At 61.3% G+C, this 21482-nt stretch carries 2 protein-coding genes; both read right to left on the minus strand.

The window, feature by feature from the left end; translation table 11 throughout:
• Positions 1-2: 2 nt before the first annotated feature.
• Complete coding sequence (locus tag ACN0TS_RS08025; RefSeq protein WP_417258829.1) at positions 3-20606, minus strand: leukotoxin LktA family filamentous adhesin; 20604 nt, start codon at positions 20604-20606, stop codon at positions 3-5.
• Positions 20606-21244, minus strand: coding sequence for a hypothetical protein (locus tag ACN0TS_RS08030; protein WP_417258830.1), 639 nt, complete (start codon positions 21242-21244; stop codon positions 20606-20608). Before ACN0TS_RS08030 ends, ACN0TS_RS08025 begins: the two co-directional genes overlap by 1 nt.
• Positions 21245-21482 lie beyond the last annotated feature (238 nt).

Below are 21482 nucleotides of genomic sequence, written 5' to 3' on the forward strand. Positions count from 1 at the left end.
CATTATTGGTTATTCCTGTCTAGTTGGACGGCAGCGCCCTGTCCACTGGCCGATCCGACGTAATATATCACGCCATCAACGACGACGAATTCATCGGGATTTTCAACGCGGCTGCCACGTGGCGTCACCGAGCTGAGCTGCCAGAAGGATGTCCCCGGACCATGCCCCATATCAATGCCGTTGCGCATCACGCGGATGGTATCACGCACCAGTCCCGCGCCCGGGAAGTCAAGGAATTGCAGCTCGTTGGCGGAGTCAGGTGAGACGGTATATTGCACCACATAAGCGTCCGAGATGCTGTAATATCCCGCCAGTTCGAGCGCGAAGGCGTATTCAGGCTCGAAGAACTGAACGTTGGCGTTGTAATGCGGTCGTGGCGTGCGGTTGTCGAACAACAGCTTTTGCAACGGCGAGGTCAGCAGCAGAGATCCGTCAACATAGGCGTTGGCTATATTCACATCTTTAGCCGTGGTGTCGACGGTCGCATCGGTAAAGAACAGATCATCGAAGTCGACCCCAACGGGCGCGTCGATGGTGACTGTGGCCAGCGTCCCGACAGAACCGCGTCCGCCCGTGAGCGTGACTTGCAATGGGTTCGGCCCTGATGGCACTTGCGTGATCCCCGCCGTGACGGTGCCGCCGCGCAGGACGATCTTCTCTGCCACTTCGAGATCAGGCAATGTGAGGTCGCCCGTAGCGTCGAACGACATGGTTTTGCCGCGCACCGTATCAATCAGGATATCACCATCATAAGTGACAACACCGCCCACAACGCTCCCCACGGTAAGATCCACGTGATTTCCGGCCTCAAGCAACGTGCCGAAGATGTCTTTGCTTGAGTTCAAGATCGCATCGACACCCGCGATCACGGTGGCAAAGGTGATGCCATTGCCATTCAGACGGACAGTGCCGTTGGCGTCAATCGAGCCCCCTGTGATGGCCCCATCCGTGGCGGTCAAAGTGACATCGCCGATATCGGTCGGAAGCGCACCCGTGGTCGTGATCTGGTCGAAGGTCACATCGTTGAGCGCCTGCCATGTCTGTGTCCCCGTACTAGTCGAGGTTCCGACGTCCAGCGCGCCACTGGTTGTGGTCAGCTCGACCGCCCCTGGTCCAGCTGTGCCCGCGTCGAGCATGTCGACAGTCAGATCCCCGAGCGACGCGATTTTGACATTTCCGCCCGCTGAGGTGGATTGGGTGTGGAACGTGCTGCCCGCGTCGATGTCGATGCTGCCCGTGCCTGCGGCGAGTGCAGCCTCCGTGATCGCAAGCGGTGTCTTGGCGTTGATGTCGCCAGCCGTCGCCGCGAGATCAATACGTCCGGTTTTGATGATCAGCGGATTGGCCACATCGGTGGTCGCCGCCATCACGGACGCGCCGTCATAAGGCCAATCGAGAGGCGTTGCATTCGGCTTCGTTTGGTCACCAATGCCCGCACCCGCAACAATGCGCACCATGGCATTCGGATCGGATGTTTCGATGTCGAAGCTGCGCGCCGGATCGGTGCCGGCAAGCACATGACCTTTGGCGTCGATGGTGACGTCGCCCAAGGCCGCGATCCCCGTTACGAGCGCGTCGCCCGACGTCGTGGTGATCGAAACCGTGCTTGTTGGCGCGCGCAGTGTCGCGCCATTGAACATTTGCAGCGCCCCTGCGGAGGCAACGATGCTCCCCGCTGTGGAAAAGATTGCGCTATTGCCCGTGATCGCCATGTGCCCGCCTGCGATCAACTGGATGGGTCCAGCGGTGGTCACTGGCCCGTTGATGGTCGCGGCGTTCTCGGACTGCAACAAGATACCGTTGGCCGAGGTGGCCGAACTGATGACGAAGCTGTCGCTGCGGGGACCGAAGAGATAGATCGCGCCCGCCTGAGCCGACGCCGTGATGTCGCCGCCAAAGTTGACACCGGCGTTCAACGTCCGCCCTGCGGCACCGATATCGCCCGCAACGGTGGTTAAGACCACTTTGGTGCCGAGGATGTTGATCAGCTCATCGTCGTTGGCGTTCAAAATGCCAGTGTCGGCGAGGATGGTCACATTGCCCGGTGAGTAGATTGTGTCGATGGTCGCTGTGCCCGTGACGTCGAGGTTGATGTCCCCCTGCGCCCGTGCGGTAATGGTTGCCCCTGCACGCGGTGAGAGTACCAAAGCGCCGAAGGGCGGCGCGCTTGGGTTGAGCGGATTGAGCCCTGACCCGATGCCCCCTTGAGAGGCTTCGAGGATCAGGTTCCCCGTGGACACAACACCCGAGCCGACATTGGCAATCGGGCCGACGACTTGGATACGCGTATCGCCCGTGACGTTGATATCGCCAAGCAGACCATTTCCGCGCGACGCCAGATAAGCGGTGCCGTTGTCGAGTGCGCCGGTAGCGCCCGTCACGTCAACCTCAAGCGCCGTTACCGCATCGAAGTTCACGGGCCGTTTGCTCAACACCTGAATCGTCAGATCGGCCCCCGCAACAAGCTGGTTGGCCGCAGCATGAAGGGCCGCACGTTGCGCTTGCGTCATAGCGCTTTCGTCCAAACCAAGAGGCACAATGGTCTGCGTGCTCATAATACCCGCAGCCACAGCCGCTGCATGGGCGTCGATTTGCGCCTGTGTCGCATTGGCTGGCAATGCGCCGATGGCGTCAACGATAAGCTGCAAATCTGCACGTTCAGCCGTGACCAGAGCGATTTTCTGTGCATCTGTGAGCGCGCTTGGGTCGAGGTTCGCAGGGATCAGCACCCCAACAGTGCCAGTGCCCGCGCCGACGGTTTCACCGATCCCGACGCCAGCATTCAAGCTCACCGTGCGCCCCGAGACGTTTGGTGCCTTGAGCACAGGGTTGGTGCCCGTCACCGTTTTGAGCGCACCTGGGGACAATGCGAAGGCCAGTTGGCGATCGGACCAACCCGCGCCGCGTTTGAGGGCTGCGACGTCATCGGGGTGATCGGCAGGGTCATAGGTGTAACCCGCGACATAGGTCGAGGAGAGACCACCGACAGTATCATTCAACTGGTGGTAGCGAGTGGTCATTTCGTTTTGATACGCGGTGATATCCACGCCCTGATCCACCAACGCCTTATACTGAAGCGAGCCTGTGTCGAGCGTATATGTGTAGCTCGGATCATAAGCGGCACCGCCGTCAGATTGGCTTTGGCGGATCTGCCAATAGGCGTTGTAGTCAGCGGTGCGCCCGTTGGCGAAGGCGTCAATCGCAAGCTGGACTTTCGCATCGTTCTCGGCGGAGCCCTCGATCAGGCCAAGTGTATTCCAGTAACCCAAAAGCTCGGCATAGGTGCGCGTATCGACGGTTTGGGTCGGATTGTTGTCGAGGATTTGCCCCGGAGTGGACAACAAGACATCGCCACCCAGCGAGACCACTTGGTCGACCAGCATGGTGCCATCAGCGTTGCCCGTCCACGCCTGAGCGTTGGTGCCCCAGCTTGTCGCCGCAATGCCGATATCGCCCGCCGCCAGAACGCTTAGACCATAGGCCGGATCGGGGTCGACGCTATCGCCGAAGTTGCGATTGGCCAGCGAATAGCCTGTGTTGACCGTCAGCGGATCCGCGATGGAGCCGACGTCGCCATTGCGTGCCTCAAGCGTCACACGTGGCGCTTGGATGAAACCAAAGGTGCCCGAGACGGGGTGAAGCAGCGCATCGAGGATTGGTGTAAAGGTCTGAGCGTTCTGCGCCGACACGATGTCGGTGCCTGCGGTGATGTTGACCGCGCCGTTGTCCGCCGCACGATCGCCCGCCGCTGTGACCTTTTCGATCACAAGACCGTTGGAGGCGTTCAAGTTCACATTGCCCGCCGCCGCCGTGGCCACCAGCGCGCCATTGCCATTTGCCGCACCATCCATGCGCAGCTGCACCGCCGCGCCTGTTGTGCCAACGGAGCCCCCCGCCTCCAGCTTGATACGGCGCCCCGTGATGGTCGCACCCGCATTACCAGAGAAGATTGAATGCCCTGTGCCTGTGGCGGCGATTTGAACGTCACCGTCATGGGCGCTGACTTTCCCGTTGAGTGTGATATCCGAGCTCGATGACACCTGCACGGCCGAGGTGTTCTCGCCGATAAAGTTGATCGCAATCGGGTTATCGGCCTTGAGCGCATTGGTGGTGATCGTGGTGTATTTCTGGATCAGCTCGTAGTTCGTTGTCACCGTTGAATCGATACACAAGGTCAACCAGTTACAGTCACGGCTGCTGGAGCCTTTCTGCGTGTATGAGAAATCCGTCATGAACGAAAAATCGCTCGTGAGATTTTGATCTCCGATTGTGCTGTTCGCTATCGAGCTGTAGTTGGGCGATGTGACGAGGAAGGCCGCATTCGCCGGATTTGTAGTGATTGCGCCATTGGTGTCGATGAACTGTGTGGTTCCGGTCGGTGAGTAATCCTGGCTCAGGTATGTGCCGCTCGCCAGTCGCGTTTGTGGGGAAATGACCGCAAGGCCACGCGATGAGAAGTTGGTGTTGAATCCGATGCTCAAATCAGCCGAACCAAACAGTTGCCGATCTTCCGTGGACACAAGCGTGGTGAGCTGGAATTTCTCGGCGGAGGTCCAGATGTAGCGCAGGTCCGCCGTGGTTGCATAGCTTGCACTGCGGTCGTTGGAATCGCTGCTCGCTGACGCGTCAGCCACCGTGACCAAGGCCGAATAGTTTGGCAGGCCTGTGGTGGTGTCCAGCGTCCCGTGTTGTGTCGCGACCATGATCTGGCCGCGCGCATCGCCGGGGGTATAGTCGCGGGTATAGACGGTGTGTTTCACATTCACTTGCGACGGATTGGTGGCGGCATTCACGCGGGTAATGTCGGTGATGTCGATGACACCTGCGGTACCGCGCCCCAAGACACCAGTTGTGTCGGAGCCTGCATCAAGGGTCTGGAGCACCAGAGGGATATTGCCCGTATTGGTGACATTGATGCGCCCGAAGCCGTCAAGCACGTTCAATTCGCCACCCGTCGACGAGGTATTCATCAGCTGGCCGTACAGCTGGATATAGCCGCCATGCACTTCGGCACCATTGACGACATATTGCGCATTATCAACGTCATAGCTGACACCGATATTATCGGTCGCATCGCCAATGACCGTATAGGCAAGACCGTTGGCCCCCGCGTCTGTCTTATAAGTATTGGCCTGTGCCACCGAGAACTCAAGGCGCGGCGCCACGCCTGTGCCGCTGAGGAAATCCTTGATGTTGATCAGCATGGGCGAACCGCCGCCCGAAACGGGGATCGCAAACATAGGATTGGTCGACTCATCGAGCACCACGGCGGCGTTATACTCGGAAATGGCCGCGCGCAGCGCGGTGGCGTCAAGCCCGTCCGGATTGAGGTTGAGCGTAATCAGCTTGCCTTGATTGTTCGTAACCGTGGTCGTCGAGGGGAGCGGAGCCCCCGCGGTGATGCTGGCGCGGTATGCGCTTGCGGCCGTGTCGATGGCGCTCGTGCTGACACCGATCTGAGCCGGATCAAGCGCGGTCAGCAGCGGGCTGCCGTCCAGTGAGACCGACAGGTCAACAATGCCCGACTGGATCGTGCTGTTAATGTTGAGGTAGCGCGCGCTAATCGAAATCGCACCATTGGCGATGATGCCGCTGCCCGCCTCTGCGGCGTTTGTTGGAGAGTTGAAACTCGCCGGATCGCCGCCAATGTGATCGAACCCGTTGACGTAACTGGAGACGAAGTCACCATTGCGCGCCAGAATATTGACGGAGCCCGCGTTGATCGCGCCATAGACGTAGATGTTGCCGTATTCCGATGTCAGGTCGACAGTGCCGTCGAGGTTGTTGATCGCTTTGCCTTCGGCGACAATCAGGTCCGGCGGGGCCAAGCCAGCTGGCGTGGTCGGGCTGCTTGGGTTGTAGGTGTTGGTCAGCGTGACCTTTGGTCGGCTGCTGGTCAGTCCAGAGATAACCTGATCGAATTTCGCGGAAACAGGCTGCCCCGGTGCGAAGGCCGCCACATCATCAACGGAATTCACGATCACGCCGTTGACGCGGATGAAGCCCGCCTCATAGGACGGCATGGTGATATTGTTGACCTTGAGCGTGGCCGCCGTGTTGTTGGTGATTGCGATCTCGGCGTTGCCCGGAGCCGACAGCACGCCCGTGCCGCCGCCCGTGACGCTATCGCCCGACAGATAGATATTGCCAAGACGCGCCGCGAGATCCTTGACTTCGATCATCGGTGTCGATGGGGCTGTCGCGGGGCTGTTCGATGCGCCCGGAATTTGCGCGTTCAGGGCGGCGATGTTTGACGCGAGTGTAGACGCACTTGTGGTGAAGGAGGAGACCGTATAGCCGCCCGTTGGTGGCGTCGCACCGTTGAGCGTTGTGACGCGGTCGCTGGTATAGCTATTTGCCGCCCCAAGCGCGGTATTCCACCCGTCCACGCCAGTTTTGGCCCGCCCGAGGGCTTCAATGTTGTCCGCGATCGTACCTGCGGGGACCACTCCGCCGTTGGTCGACGCCGCCAAAGCGGTGAGCGTGCTGTTGATTGTCCCCATCTTGCTATTGAGGTTATTCGTCGCGGTTTTGATCGTCGCGTTGTTGCTGACGATCTGGTTGAGCTTGGACGTGATCTGGTTTTGCGCGGTTGTCACCTGTGCCGCGCTCGATCCCGGGGCGTTTATGATGGCAATCTGGGCGTCGATCTGGGTCTGTAGCGTCGCGTTTGCCGTGCGCATACTCTTGATGGTGGATTCATATCCATCTGCATCACCAACCGCGTTCGTGATCGCGTCATACCGTTGAACAAGCGTCTGCGCTGCCGCATAGGCAGGGTTGGGGATGGTCGCGCCAGATCCGCTTCCGTCGTCAATTCTTGCGGGGACAGCGGCGGCCGCATTATAGGCCGTTACGGGCACTGCCGCGTTGCGTGTCGCTGTCACGTAGGAGCGGTAATCGCTGGTCGTGTCGTTGTTATAGGTCTCCAAGACGAGGCTCGTAATTGAGTCGTCCACCACGGTGGCTTGATTGGTAAAGCCATTGGTGACGGTATCAAGTTGACCCTGTGTCGCGTCGCGTTCCTGGGTGAGCTGTTGCTTCAGTGACAGGCCTGAGGCGTAAGGCAAGAGGTTGAATTTGCCACTGCCATCGAAGGAGCCAAGACCGAGTGCGATCAGCTTTTGCTGCAAGAAGTTGATCTCGTTTTGATACGCACCGAGCGCAACCGTGTCACCTTCGGTATTCGCTTTCAAAAGCTCAAGCTGCGCCAGACGCTGAACAATAACGGAATTGTCGACAGAGATGCTGCTACGAACAATACCGTCCTCGCCAATTGTGCCGCTGATGTCGATGCAGGAGCCGGCGTTGGGATCAGCGCAGCCCGCAACGTAATTCAAGGTGAGCGATTTGAATTTCTGAAGACCCGTTGCCACCAGACCGTCGAGCGAGAGACGTCCGACGCCGGTGTTGCTGGTGGTGCCGCCGTGGTAATCGAAGGTAACCTCGTCGCCGCCGAAGACTTCGCTCACAGCACTCGCAATCGCAGCAAGCGCCTCGCGGTAGATGTCGGTGCCCGTGCCTACAGCCGAGAGGGTCGTATCACCACGATCTGCCGCGATGGTGATGTCGCCTGCGGCCAGAATGCCTTTGAGCGGCGGCGGATTTGTGTTGTCCGTCGTGCCTTGGCTTACGGTGGCATTGCTGATGACATTGGATTGTGCGTCAGGGGAGCCCGGAATTGGAATCGCTGAGTTGTTGAACAAATCAATTGTGGTCTTGAGGTCGTTGACGGAGCGTGTCCCGTCCAGACCGCGCCCAGCATAGATATTAACCGTTGCGTGACTTGGCAGAGAGCCGTCCGCCGGAGAAATTCCGTCCGTGGCCTCAATGCGCACATCCGTGCCGATATCGACGTTGTTCGCCACATCAAGGTTGGCCCATGCGTGGCCGTCTGGCGCACCTGCGACACCGTAGGTGGTGGCCGAGCTGCGCCCGTCCATCTCCGCTTGGTTCCACGCGCCGATGAAGACGTCCCCCATATCGACCAACAGCGTACCGTCGGAGCCGACGTTCACCGTTGCGTCTTGATCCGCCTTAAGCTCCACCACCGACTTGGCTGTGGCAATCGCGCCCGCAGAATCGAGCTTGGCTTTTTGGTGTGTAATGACCTCGTTATAGGCCTCGATCTCAAGTTTCGAGACCCCTGAAGTCGGTTTCAACAACCAGATATCCGCATTCGAACCGACATTGGCCGCGGAGGCCTGAACGATATTCACATTCGCCTTGCCCGCAGGCAGGTTCAACAGCCCGCCCGAACCAGAATTCACGTTCCAATCCGCCGCATCGGCGTTGAAGGCTGCGGGGGCTGCACCGTCGAGGCTGTAGCCGCTTTCGCCCAAGAAGAAGTTATGCACGTAGTTGGCCGCATCAATCGTCAGGTTGGCCGCCCAGATCCGCGCGTAATCGCCCACACCGGCGTTGACGATGGCACTGACCTGATGGTCGAGCGACGCACCGCTTGCGCCCACAAGCGAGGCTTGGGTGCTGTCCACAGAGCCGCCGAACAGCGCCGTATGCGTTGCATTGATATCAACGGTGCCATCGGTGGCCCCAACGAGGAACCTGTCACCCGACGTGCTGGTGTTGATCAACGCCTCGGTAGTGCTGTTGGTCACTGTGTCCGCAGAGGAGGCTGCCCCAGCAACAACGCCGCCAGAACCCGCCACAGCGGTGGCAAAGTTGTCGTCCGTGCCCGTCGCAGAGACCGTCACGTCGCCCCCTGTGATCCCTGTCATATCCGTGACAATCGCGCGCGTGGTGGTGGCGGAGGTGGACTTCGCGTTGTTGCTGCCAAGGGCCGCGATGCCAAAGACATAGCCCGTCGCGTCAGACGATTGCTTGGAGTTGGAATTGGCTGTGATGTTGACCGCGCCCGTAGCCGTGATGCCGCTGTCGCGTACGTCTGTGAGCGCCGACGACAGGTTCTTGCTCTTGGCATCGCTGCCCGCAAGCCCAACAAGTGCGCCCGCTACCGCAATTGCATCCGCATCAGCGGTGCCGCCCGCGATGGAGGAGTCGATGGAGACCGACCCGCCGTCAAGGACCGAATTGCCGTGGACGTCGTTCTTGACCGTCGCGCGCAGCGTCGAATGCGCCAGTGACACGCCTGCCGCCAAACCGCCGGAAAGCGATGCGCCGCCCGCATCCGTGGTGGCACTATTGACGGCCGCTGCGTCACTGGAAATCGCACCAGAGGCGTAGATGGTTGCATCCTTCATCTCGGTGGAGACTGCGGTTGTCACATCGCCAAGCGCCACCGCCCCTTGCACGGCAAATCCGATACCTCCGCCCGCTGCCGTTGTATTGGCTTTGACCCAATCGTTGGACAACGCGCCCAAGGACACTGCGCCGCTGCGATCACCGCTGCTGCCAATGGTGACGCCGCGATCTGTGGTTTTGCCCGAGGCATCCGCCCCCAAGGCCGCTTTGGTTACGCCGCCGATGCTGGACTCGGTGTAAGAGACCCCCGCAGCGCCCGTGATACCGAAGGCGACGCCAAGCGCTTCACCGTCAATGCTTCGCGCCGAGATGGCGTTGACGGCTGTGCCGCCAGAGACGTCGACCGTCGCGCCGTTGATATATGCGTAGGTATCCGAGTCGTCGGAGACCACAGAGACCGCAGCCGCGAGGCCAAAGCCCCCCGCCGCACCAACAACCGTATTGGAGGTGAGCGCGTGGCGTGTCTGTGCATTGACGGCTAAGGCTGCCGCTGTCACATCCGCAGCCCCAGAGAGCTGTGCCGTATTGGTGGTATCCACGCTTTGCACAACGATACCCGCACCGACACCCGCGATGCCTGCCGCAGCAGCCCCCGCAGTGAAGCTGGTCGTGAGCCTGTCATAGCTGCGTACCCCGAGTGAGCCGCCCGCCGTAACGGTAGCGTTCCCCATATTTGCCGACGTTCCCACGGGGACTACGAGGCCTGTGTCTGGCGCGGTATCAAGAGTAATCGCCTCGCGCGCGGTTTGTGCCTTGGCGCTGGCAGATTTGATGCGCGGATCGGTATCGGAGCCTTCAAACAGGCTGCTGACGCCCTTGCCATCGCTGTCATTGGTCTGTTCAAGTGCCTGACCCGTGATGTCGTCAAGTGAATGCGCACCATCGCTGGCGTCGCTCATCTTGTCATCCGCGTCACCACCCGGCGCAATCCCGTCGCCGTAGTCATAGATCGCAATCGCCGCGCCGATGGACACAAGCCCCGCAGCCCCCGCCACGATGACAGAATTGCCCGCCGTGTTGGAGAGCGCATTGACCGCAACGTCGCGTTTGGCCGCGAGCGTCACGCCATCGCCAATGGTGGCGCTGGTTGTGGTTTTGATGACGCCCACATCGACTGTGCCCGCAAGGCCGACGAAACCTACTGCAAGCCCGCCCGCATAGACGTTGGAGATCGAGGTGTCGCGCGCAGTGACGTAGACGTCTTGTGTGCCCGATGCACCCGCTTGGGACGCGTCTTGGTTGATCTGTGCGTTATCGCCGATTTTGGCGGAGGTGGTCACGTCGTGCAGCTGCACCGTGACCACGCCGCTGATCCCCGCATAGAGCCCACCCGCAGCCGAAGCCGCGATGGTCAAATTGCTTTCGCCAGAGCGTGCGGCGACGTTGATCCCGCGCACCGCTTTGGTGTGGGTCATCACGTCGTCCGCGCCCGTGGGGGCTGTGCCTGTGTAGGCGTCGAACGTGCGGCCACTGTTGCCCAGTGCCGTCACGTGAGCGCTGTCCAGAATGTCCGCGGTGGTGGTTTTCGTCACCGACAAGACACCGATCGCGCCGCCGACGCCCGCCACGCCGAGACCGACGGAGACAGAGCCGTCCATAGTGGCCACGCGGGTCTGGTCATCTGCCAGAACCTGCACATTGCCGCCTGCGACTGTGGTGCCGCCAAGAGATGCGGAGGTGGTATCGGTGACAGAGATGACACCCACACCGCCCGCAAGCGCGACACTGCCGCCGCCTGCTGCTGCCGCCGCGAAGGCTGCGAAATCGGCTTGGGTGTTTGCCGTAACGGCCACGTCACCTTTGGCTGCCATGTCGGCCCCGTTCTCGACAGTGGCTTTGGTGGTGGTGTTGACCACTGCGACCGTAACCCCCGCGCCCGCTCCAACCGCGCCACCAATGGCGGCGGCCCCTGCGATTCCGAGGTTATAGGTGTCGCTTGCGGCAGCAACGGTGACCCCTTGGTTGGCATGTGCCACGCCTGCGAGTGTGTTGATCTGCGCCGCTTTGATCGTCGCTTGGGTGTCCGAGGTGATGACAGGGACATTGCCTGACAGCGCAATTGCCGCGCTGCCTGCACCGCCGAAACCGACCTCAAGCGCGCGCACGGCATTGGAAGCCGCCGCATTGACCACAACGCCGTGGCCCGTCTCGGTGTGCGCCGTGCCGTTGCGGGTTTTGGTCAGCAGCGACAGACCAGTGTTGCGCGCATCCGTCGCCGTCAGCCCGACGTCGCTTGCGCTGCTTGCATTGCTGGCCTCCAGACCGCTCGACGCATCCCAATCAGGCAGATCCGCCCCTTGGAAGTTATCCGCGAAGGACGTGAAATTCACATCGAAATCAGAGACATAGTCGACACCCGCACCATATCCAAGCGCGGTAACCTGCGCGCCACCTTCAATCGTGGCATGCGTGGTGTTGTCGATCACAACGATGCCGACAGAGGCGCCGATGCCCGCGCTTCCGCCAACCCCGATGGAGCCGACAAGCGTGTCCACTGTGGCAAAATCATTGGCCAGAACCGCGACGTCATCACTGGCAAAGACCACTGCGTTTTCGCCGATCTTCGCCGTTGTGGTGTTCTCGATGGTATAGACCGCAACCGCGCCCGCAAGGCCCGCACTGCCGCCGACGCCTGCGCTGACGGCCACGATGTTGGCCGCCTCGCCGCTTTGCGCGTTAACCAGCACATCGCTGCCACGCACCCGTGCGTTGTCGCCAATCGCCGCCGTCACGGTTTTGGTGATGACACCCACGCCAACCCCTGCGCCCGCGCCGACAGAGCCGCCGCCACCTGCCGCACCGGGGAAAGTGTCAAGCGTACTGTCATCCGTAGCCGTCACGGCGATCTCGCCCACTGTGCCCGTTTGGCCGATTTGCGCATAGTCGCCGAGCAACGCTTCGGTGGTGGTCTCAAGCACAAAGACGCCCGCGCCAGCGCCGACGCCCGCCGAACCCGTTGCTACGCCACCTGCCACGGAGAAGGTCTGACCCGTCTGGCGTGCATTGGCGTCAATATTAAGCGCACCCGCTTGGGAGATTTTCACTGCATCCGCAGCGCTCGTGCCATTGGCAATCGCCGCGCGGGTGACATTTTCGACGGTCACGACGGAGGCCGCCGCACCAATCCCTGCGCTGCCGCCGACACCGAGTCCGCCCGCGACGCTCAAGGTCTCAAATGCATTATTGGCGGTGAGTGACACATCGCCAGAGGCCGCGATTTGCACGCCCTTGCCGATCAGTGCCTCCACATCGTTTTCAGAGATCAGAACCGTTGCGACACCGGCCACGCCAGCGGTACTGGCCCCTGCCGCGCTTACACCGATGACATCAATGGATTGCACCCCGCCCGCCGTCACGCCGACAGCGCCGACATTGGCCAGTTGCACGTTGCGCGCAATCTCGGCCGTGGAGCTTCCGCTGTTGACGATCACAGAGCTGGAGATCCCCACGCCGACCTTACCGCTCAGGGCAACGCCGCCCGACAAGGCCTTGGCACCAAAGGCATTATTGGCCGAAACCGTGACATCGCCAACCGCTGTATCAAGGATTGAGGCAGCGGTGCTGGCGGGATCGTTGAGGCTTTTGCCAACTGCCGCGGAGGTCACATCCGAGAACACCATGACGGCGAAGGACCCTTGCACGCCAACTTTGCTCGACTGCGCGCCACCGATGGCCTCAGCATAGTAATTGCCAGTGCTGAACAGCGGCTGGCTGACAATGTTGGACTGGAAGTCTTCGAGATCAGTAAAGTTGAACGGCACAGAGGGCGCGATTTTGGCGTTGGTCGCGGCGACATTCACGCCGCCAGAGGTGATATCAGCCCCTGCCCCGATGTTGGCCGTATAAGCGTTCTCGGAGACCACAACGGCGACAGATGCGCCAATCCCCGCATTCCCGCTTGACCGTGCAAGGGAGGTGGATTTCGCAGCCATGCGGCTGGCGTTGTCGGCGGTGACATTGACCGCACCGACGCGGCTCGAGCTGCCCATGGTGACGTTGTCGCCAATGGTGGCGGCGGTGGTGGTGTTGGAGACATCAACCGCCAGCGCACCCGCGACGGAGACCTTTTTGGACGACGCCCCCGCATAGGCAAGCGCCGACAGGCCGTTAACGAAATCGGTTTTGCCCGCTTCGTTAGCCATGTTTTTGCTCGTGGCAGCAGTCACATTGACGTTGCCCGCCCGCGTCACAGTCGCGCCATCGGCAATACTGGCTGTGGCGGAGTTGTTGGAGATAGCGAGGGCCACACCGACGGCCACACCGATTTTCGCGCCCGAAGCCTGCCCGTCACCGCTAGTGGCGATATTGGCGGCGTTGCTGGCCGAAACCGTCAGGTCATTGTCGAGGGCTACGGTGACGTCGCCCAGTTTTGCACTGACTGCATCTTGTGCGGCGGCGACACCCACGGCGGCGGCAACGGTGACTTTGGCGCCATTCTTGCCAGTTTTCTGATCGGAACCGTCGGTACCCTTTTGGTAGTTTTCGGTCCCTTTCAAGCTCTGTGTACTTTTCGCGTCGGAGGTTTCCGAGGCGTCTTTATCCTTACCGCCGCCCGCGCTGGCAGTGGCGTAGGCCTCATAACTACGCTCAGAAGAGGCCGAAATTGTCAGAGCCGAGGCCGTCAGATCGCGCGCCAGTTCGGCGGAGGTGGACGAGGTATTCTTGAGGTCGGTCGCCTGATCGCCGCCGCCAATGATAACCGCCACAGCCGCGCCAACGCCGACCTTACCGGCCTTCGCCTCGCCGGTCCCTGTCGCGGTGTTCTCACCGCTGCTGGTGGCATCAATTTCGACTGTGCCTGACGTGGTGAGCGCGTTGCCCGTGCCAATGCGCGCGGTCGTGGTGACGTCCAATTGTGCCAAGGCCACCACGGCATCAATGGCGATGCCTCCCTCGGAGCCTGCCTTTGCCTCGGTCTCGGTAGAGACGTCGGAATTGGCGGTAACTGCAAGGCCCGCGCCATTGTTGACGGTGGCGCCATCTTCGATTTCAGCCGTTGATGTGCTGGTGATGAGATTGAGCGCCACAGAGGCCCCGATGCCGACTTTGCCGCCCGAGGTCAGGCTGTCGTCCTGCGGCGCAGCGGTGGCGGACGCGCTCATGCGTTGATCTGCGGAAATGGTCGATGCGCCCGTGCCCGCGTCGACGATTGCCGACCCGTCCACCGTGGCGGTGCTGGAGCTGTCAATGAGATTGAGCGCCAATGCGCCCGCAATGCCGACGTTCGATCCGCCCGCGCCCGATTTGGCAGAGGTGGTAAAGGTGCTGACATGTGGCGTCGCCGCAGGTGCGGCGGTCATCGCAGAAACAGTCACGCCGTTGGCGCTATAGGTTGCATTGCCGAGGCTCGCGACATTGGTTGCGGTGATCGCATTGACCGCAGCGGCCGCGCCGATGGCGATTTGCGAAGCAGATGCGGAGGCATCAGAAGACACCGTCCCGTCCGTGCCATTGGAGGCGCGCACGGTCAAACGCCCGCCTGCGGAGATGTCCTTGCCGTCTGGCATTGCGGCGCTGACCGACGACGTCACCACATTGACGCCCACGGCGGCGGCGACCGAGAGTTTGCCTTCGCTGCTTTTTGCGGAGTGGTCTTGATCTGAAGTCTCGGACGTGGCCGCTTGTTGGTCCGCGTCCCCCACGCCGCTGTCGGCTTGTGTGGTTTTCGCGTGATCAAATTGCCCTGCGACGCGATCATCGACGGTGCCTTCGCCATCGGAGGCCTCGTCGTTTTCATCTGCCCCTTCGGCCCCGCCCGCGCCTGCGGTAACGGTGAGCGAGCCTGTCGATGTGCCCGCTGCGGCAAATGTGACATCGCCCGTGGTCGCGGATATCGAGCGCCCCGTGGAGACGACAACCTTATCGGTGACCAATGCAAGCGAGAGCGCAACACCCACGGCGGCCTTGTCACCCACAGCCGTGGCAGAGGCATCAGTGGTCTCGGAGGCCTCTTGTTCGGCGCTGACCGTCACAGAGTCGTTTACGGACAAGGTATTGACATTGTTTCCGATTGTGGCACTGGACGTGTTGGTCGCAAGCGTAAGAGCGAGTACGGGCACGATGGAGACACCGCCCTCGGCCCCCGCCTCGGCGGTGGTGGTAATGTCATGGACAGCACTGGCCGAAAGGGTCAGGTTGTCCGCATTCGTCAACGTGACGTTGTCGCCGATCTCGGCGGTGGCACGGTTGCCGACAATGTTGATCGCCGCAGACGCGCCGATCCCCACGGTCCCGCCTGCGGTGCCTGTGACTGGCAGAGCTTCGGCGGTGGTTTCGGTCTGGTTATCAGCAGAAATCGTCACATCGCCGTGCAACGCAACCGTGGCCCCGTCTGCGATGCTGGCCGCGCTTTGCGTGTCCACGAGGTTGAGGCCAAGCGCACCAGCGATACCGATTTTGGAACCACCCGCACCGGATGTGGCACTGGCCAGATAGCTGTCTTTGCGGGTCGCCGTGCTGGCGGGATTGGCCACGAGCGCCGCCACGTCGAGTTTACTGGCGGTGATCTCAAGGCTGCCAACATCATGGTTGGCCGCGCCGAGTGTGGCGTTATTCTTGGCATGAACCACGTTGACAGAGACCGCCGCGCCGATGCCAATTTGCGCCTGCGCGCCGTCTTCACCCACCGCATCCGCGGTCGTGGTGGCACGGCCATCGGTGTTGCTGGCGGCGAGGATTTTCAATGCGCCTGTGGGCGACGTGATGTTGACCGCGTTCGGCACGCTGGCCTCAACGGTGGCGTTCTGGATGTTCACCGCAACGGCGGCGGCAACGGTGACTTTGCCCTCGGATGTCTCGGCAGAATGTTCGTCAGCGGCGGCCGCGTCAGTATCGCCTTGCTGCTCTGCATCGCCCACGCCAGATGCGCTTTGCTGATCGCGCGCACTACCCAGCCGCTTGTCGACTGTCTCGTCCACTGTGGCGTCTTCGCCCGCTTCCGCGTCACCGTCCTCATCGGCGGCTTTTCCGCCAGAGGCGCTGGCCTCCGCCGTCAATGTGCCCAGCGATGCCCCCGCCGCAGCGAGTGTGACATCGCCGCCCGCTGAAATGTCACGTTTGGTGGTTGCGATGACAGTGTCATTCACAAGATTGAGTGCCAGCGCCGCCCCGATCGCGGCTGTTCCGCCTGCGGCCTGACCCTTGGCTGTGGTCGTTGTGGTCGCTTGTTGCGCCGCCGAAACGGAGACCGCCCCTGTCGTTGAGACGCCCGCCGCCAAGGTGCCAAGCTGTGCAGTGGTCGTGTTATTCACCATCGACAAAGCGACAACAGGTGTGATCGAAATCCCGCCTTCGGAGCCTGCTTCGGCTGTGGTGGTGATCTCATGGATTGCATTGGCCGACAGCGTGATCGTGTCCGCACCTGTCAACACGGCCTCATCGCCCAGTGTGGCGGTGGAGCGGTTGGCGATGATGTTCAACGCAACCGATGCGCCGACGCCGACCTTGCCGCCTGCCGCACCTGTCTCATCAGGCACAGCGGTGGCGGTGGTTGAGGTCTGATTGTCGCTGGACAAGGTCAGATCGCCGCCCGTGAGCGATACGGACGCGCCGTCCGCAACGGCGGCGCGGCTTTGCGTGTCGACGAGGTTCAGCGCCAGCGATCCAGCGAGGCCAACGCTTGTCCCGCCCGCGCCAGAGGTCGCGCTGGTCAAATAGGTGTCGGAGACAGCATCGGCCGGATCGCCCGAAACCAGTTTGGCCACGTCGAGCTTGAGCGCGGAGAGATTGACCGAGGCGGCAGAAATTGTGCCATTGCCCACTGTCGCATCATTGTTGCTGTGGACCACTTTCACAGCAACTGCGGCCCCGATGCCAACGGTGGACTCGCCAGCGGCGGTTCCGTCTGAGGTCACGCTGGCGGAAGTGTTGTTCGAAGTCGCGACGGTGAGCGTGCCGCCTGCGGTGATGTCCAAACCGTCCGGCACGCCAGCGGTCACAGAGGCCGTCTGGACGTTGACGCCCACGGCGGCGGCAACGGTAACCTTGCTCGCGCCGCCTTCACCCGTCGAGGCGGAGCGGCCATCTTCGTCGGCTGCGCCATCGGCGCTGGCCTGTTGTTGTTCTGCGTCGCCAACGCCCGCGCTGGTTTGTTGATCCGCGGCGTGGGTCAGGTTGTTGGTGACTTTTTCATCGACGGAGCTGTCCTGATCCGCGGCGGCATCGCCGTCATCCTCTGCAGCTTCGGCACCGCTTGCGCTGGCGGTCGCCTCAAGCGTGTTGAGCGAACTGCCCCAGCTGCGCAGGGTGACGTTGCCCGCAGCATTCAAATCGCGGAGGGTCGTGGCCGAGACGGTATCATTGACAAGTGCAACCGCAACGGCCGCACCAATCGCCGCATCGCTACCTGCGGCAATGCCGGACGCAGAGGTCTCCTCACGTGCTTGTTGACTGGCCAAGACACTGATATCACCGGAAGATTGCTGCACTGTGGCGCTCGTTCCGAGCTTTGCAGTGGTGGTGTTACCCACCAGAGACAACGCCAATGCGGGTGTGATGGACACACCGCCGCTGGCGCCTGCTTCGGCCTTGGTGGTGATCTCGTGGATCGACGCTGCAGAGAGCGTGATCGCGCCGGGGGTTGTCAATGTCGTGCCATCCGCAACCGTTGCCGCCGTGCGGTTGGCCGCGATGTTGATTGCGACTGATGCACCGACGCCAACCTTGCCCGTGGCCCCTGTGGTGTCAGGGACCGCCTCGGCGGTGGACTCGGTCTCATCCTCAGCCGAGATGGTCACATCACCGCCCGCAAGCGTCACAGGCGAAGCGGCGTTGATGGTGGCTTGGCTCTGTGTGTCGACAAGATTGACCGCCAGCGACCCCGCGACACCGACGTTGGTGCCACCCGCGCCGGATGTGGCCTTGGTGGTGAAGCTATTGCTGCCCCCCGCCGTCATCGCAGCGGTGACTTCAAGGCTCCCCGTGGAGATACCCTGCCCGCCCAATGTCGCGTTGTTTTGTACGGACGCAATGTTGATGCCAACGGCGACGCCCACGCCGACGCTTGAATCGACTGCGGAGCCATCGGCGATGACTGCCGCACTGTTCGAGGTCTCGGTGGAGAGCGTGGATGCCCCCGAAATGTCAGAGGCACGGCTCGAGTTGATCGCCGCCGTGGTGGTTGATGTCAGGTCGGAAATCGCAAGCGCCCCGACGACAGAGACCTGCCCCTCGGAGGTGCTGGCAGCGGATTGATACTCGGGATCGCTAAGGTATGTGTCTGCCTGACTACCAGCTTGTGGCGCGGTTGCGCCGCCTGCGGCTGCGGCGGCATTGGCCACGATATCTGTGGTTGTAGAGGCGTCCAGCGCCAGTGATGCGGCGTCAATATAGCCCGCCCCGTCTACGCTTGCGGTCGTGGTCGCGGAGACGACGCTCACGGCGACGCTGGCCCCGAAAGCCGCAGCCGTCGGTGTGGCGTCAGCGTGGCTTGTGACCGTGTTGGTCGCGCTCAGGTTCGCCGCGCCCGTGATGGTCAAACTGGCGTCACCGATATGGGTGGTCGCAGCACTGTTCACGGTCGAAACCGCCACCGCGCCATCCGCCGCGGTATTCGCAGGCGCCAGTGATTTGGTTGCGATTTGGGTGTTGGCACTGGCGATCGAGGACAGGTTCGCACTCGCAGCTTGCACCACGGCGTTGCCCGTCACATTGACCGAAGCGTCCACATTTGTAACCACAACGCCAATCGGAAGGTTGGCGGCGGAGGCAGCAGTCGAGGCAGACGCGGTCGCGGTCAACGCGCCAGAGGCGGTGATCTGGCCGCCATCAATATTCACGGACGCCGTCGCGGTCGGTAAAGAGGCAAGGATGGTCAAAGGGGCCGCTGTCGCCGTTGCCAGCAGGTTCACGTCGCCGCCGGAGATCGCCCCGCCCACGGTGATCTGCGCCGTGCCGCCATCGGATTTCGTCGCAATCAGGCTCACGGTCCCCGCAGTCCCGCCACCAACGGCTGCCGCGTTCAATACGCCGCCCGCCGCCACGCTTAGGATCGGCGCAGTCAGAGTGATATCACCAGAGACACCGCCCGCAAGCGTGGTGTCGATGCTACCGCCCGCCTCAATGGTGATGGAGTTATCGGCCAGAATCGAGGCGTTCACACCGCCCGTCACCATGGAATTTCCCGCGGTGATGGTCACATCAATCGGGTCGATCAAAAGCGTGCCGCCACGGCCCGCATCCGACAAAAGATCGAGGATAACACCGCCGATTTCGGCATTTTTCCCGCTCAACTCAACGAAACCACCTGCGCCTGTGCCAGCCCCGTGGGCCGAGATCACCGCGCCAGTCTGAGCGAACAGCGAGCTGCCTGCATAGACGACGATCGTGCCGCCGATGCCCGCCGCGCCTTCGCCATCCGCGCTCAGGTTTGCGGTCGATCCAATGGTGGTGTCGCCGCCGGATTTGATGTTGATCTTGCCGCCCTGCCCGCTTGGGCTGGCCTTGACTTTGACACGCCCGCGCACTTTGGCCTGACCCGCCGCCACAATCGAGATCACTCCGTTGCGGCTGACCATTGCGCCGCCTTCGACCATGCCGGTCGAGTTCACTGTGGCTTGGAATTTTTGGCGCTGCGTCAAATCTTTAGCAGTAACGTGTGTGCCGCTTGGCCCCGTCAAAGTAACGTTTTGACCGTCGAGCGTAATGCCATTTTCTGCGTTGATTTGGCCAGAAATAACAATCGAGCCATCGGGCGAAATCGGAATTTCGCCGCGCATCAGCTTGCCCGCGGCGTCTTGGTTGATCGTGCCATCGGCGCCAATCACAGACTCGAGGAATTCGTCCGTGGGTGTGTTCACGGTCAGGGAGCCGACGTTCACCACACCCGTTTTACCCACAATGAAACCATGGGAATCCGAAAAATAGACATTCCCGCCAATGTCGCCGTTTTTGAAGGAATTGAGGATGCCGTTGATGACCACAGGGCCGTCACGCACGATGTTGACGAGGTTGTCGGTCGCGCTCGGCAGGTAGAGATTGACGGTATTGCCAACGGCCTGCTCAAAGCGACTAAAGGAGTTGTAACCGGTGCGATTGGCGACGGTGCCCGTGGTGATACCTGTCTGGTTGCCCGTAACGGTGATCGTCGTCTGGGTGCGGCCATCGGTGACGATGTTATTGGTGCCAGCCGTTGCGCCCGCGTCCTGCGCGGTTGCGCCAAGCGGCCCCGTGACGGCGGCCAATGCGGCCAATGCGATGGTGCTTGCGCCCAAGCGCAGCTGTGCGGTCAGAGGTTTGCGGAACAATGCGGCTCTTTGTGCTGCGCCGTGGCGTATTTCCACAGTTTGCGCACCCGCGCGTGCATCCCTAAGTGCATAATGAGCGGATCGCGAGGCCCGAACCTGCGGTTTAGAGGTCGATGTGCCGCGCTGGATCCGCTTGGACATTAGAATGATCCTTTTGGAAGGGAGAAAATGTCAGGGTCGTCAGGATCGGCAGAATAGAGCAGATCGAGACTGGCGGGGATCAGCGTATTGCGCCCGCTATCATCGGTCGTATAGGTGCCTTGCAACAACAACAGCGTCGCGTGATTTTCGGCGTCCGCACCGCGAAACAGCAAAATCCCGTTGGGCAGCGCCACGTTGGCTTTGACCGTATCAGGCACATAGCCCTCGGTCATAAAATGACTGCGCAAAACATCGCCGTTGTCATACAGCATCTTTGCGGTCAGATCCGGGTCGGTTTTGGCGCTCCATGTCACGCCAACTTGGATCAGGGTTTCGCTTTTATATCCAAAGACATAGGAGACTTGGGCCGTGCCGCCGTCCACAATGAGGTTTGGCACAGCAATGGTGAGGATCTTGGTCCGCTCGACCGCATTTTCCCCCGCCTGAATGGCGTCGTCCTTGATGTCGAAATCGGCAAGAATGGCCGCGCGCACCGCGTCGTGATCCATCCCGAATGTCGCAGAGCGGAAACCGTTGACCACCACCGCAGGGACTATAGCCTCCACCGCCTGATCAGCCGAAACGGCCTCCGTCGTGGACTGCGCCGCAGCCGGAACGATCATGGGTGACAATGACAAAGCCGCGGCACCAAGCGTGCAAAAAAACCGACGGGGGACCTGAGTAGTCGCGCTGTGCAGCATATAATTCCTCCAGTGTAATCGTGCGATCGTGTTATTGGACAATTTCGTCCTAAGTCCGCCTTATGATGGCGGTAAATTTAAGTCGTCATTCGAACACTTTGTTCGATTTCAAAGCCATTTCCCTAAAAAAACACATCTCACCACAAGCCGAAATCGGCAATGACGTCATAGAATC

The sequence above is a fragment of the Celeribacter sp. genome (assembly GCF_048266405.1).
Classification (GTDB): domain Bacteria; phylum Pseudomonadota; class Alphaproteobacteria; order Rhodobacterales; family Rhodobacteraceae; genus Celeribacter.

What these genes read in the sequence shown, in the direction of transcription:
- ACN0TS_RS08025 (WP_417258829.1), bottom strand. Translation starts at nt 20,606, where the DNA reads ATGTCCAAGCGGATCCAGCGCGGCACATCGACCTCTAAACCGCAGGTT.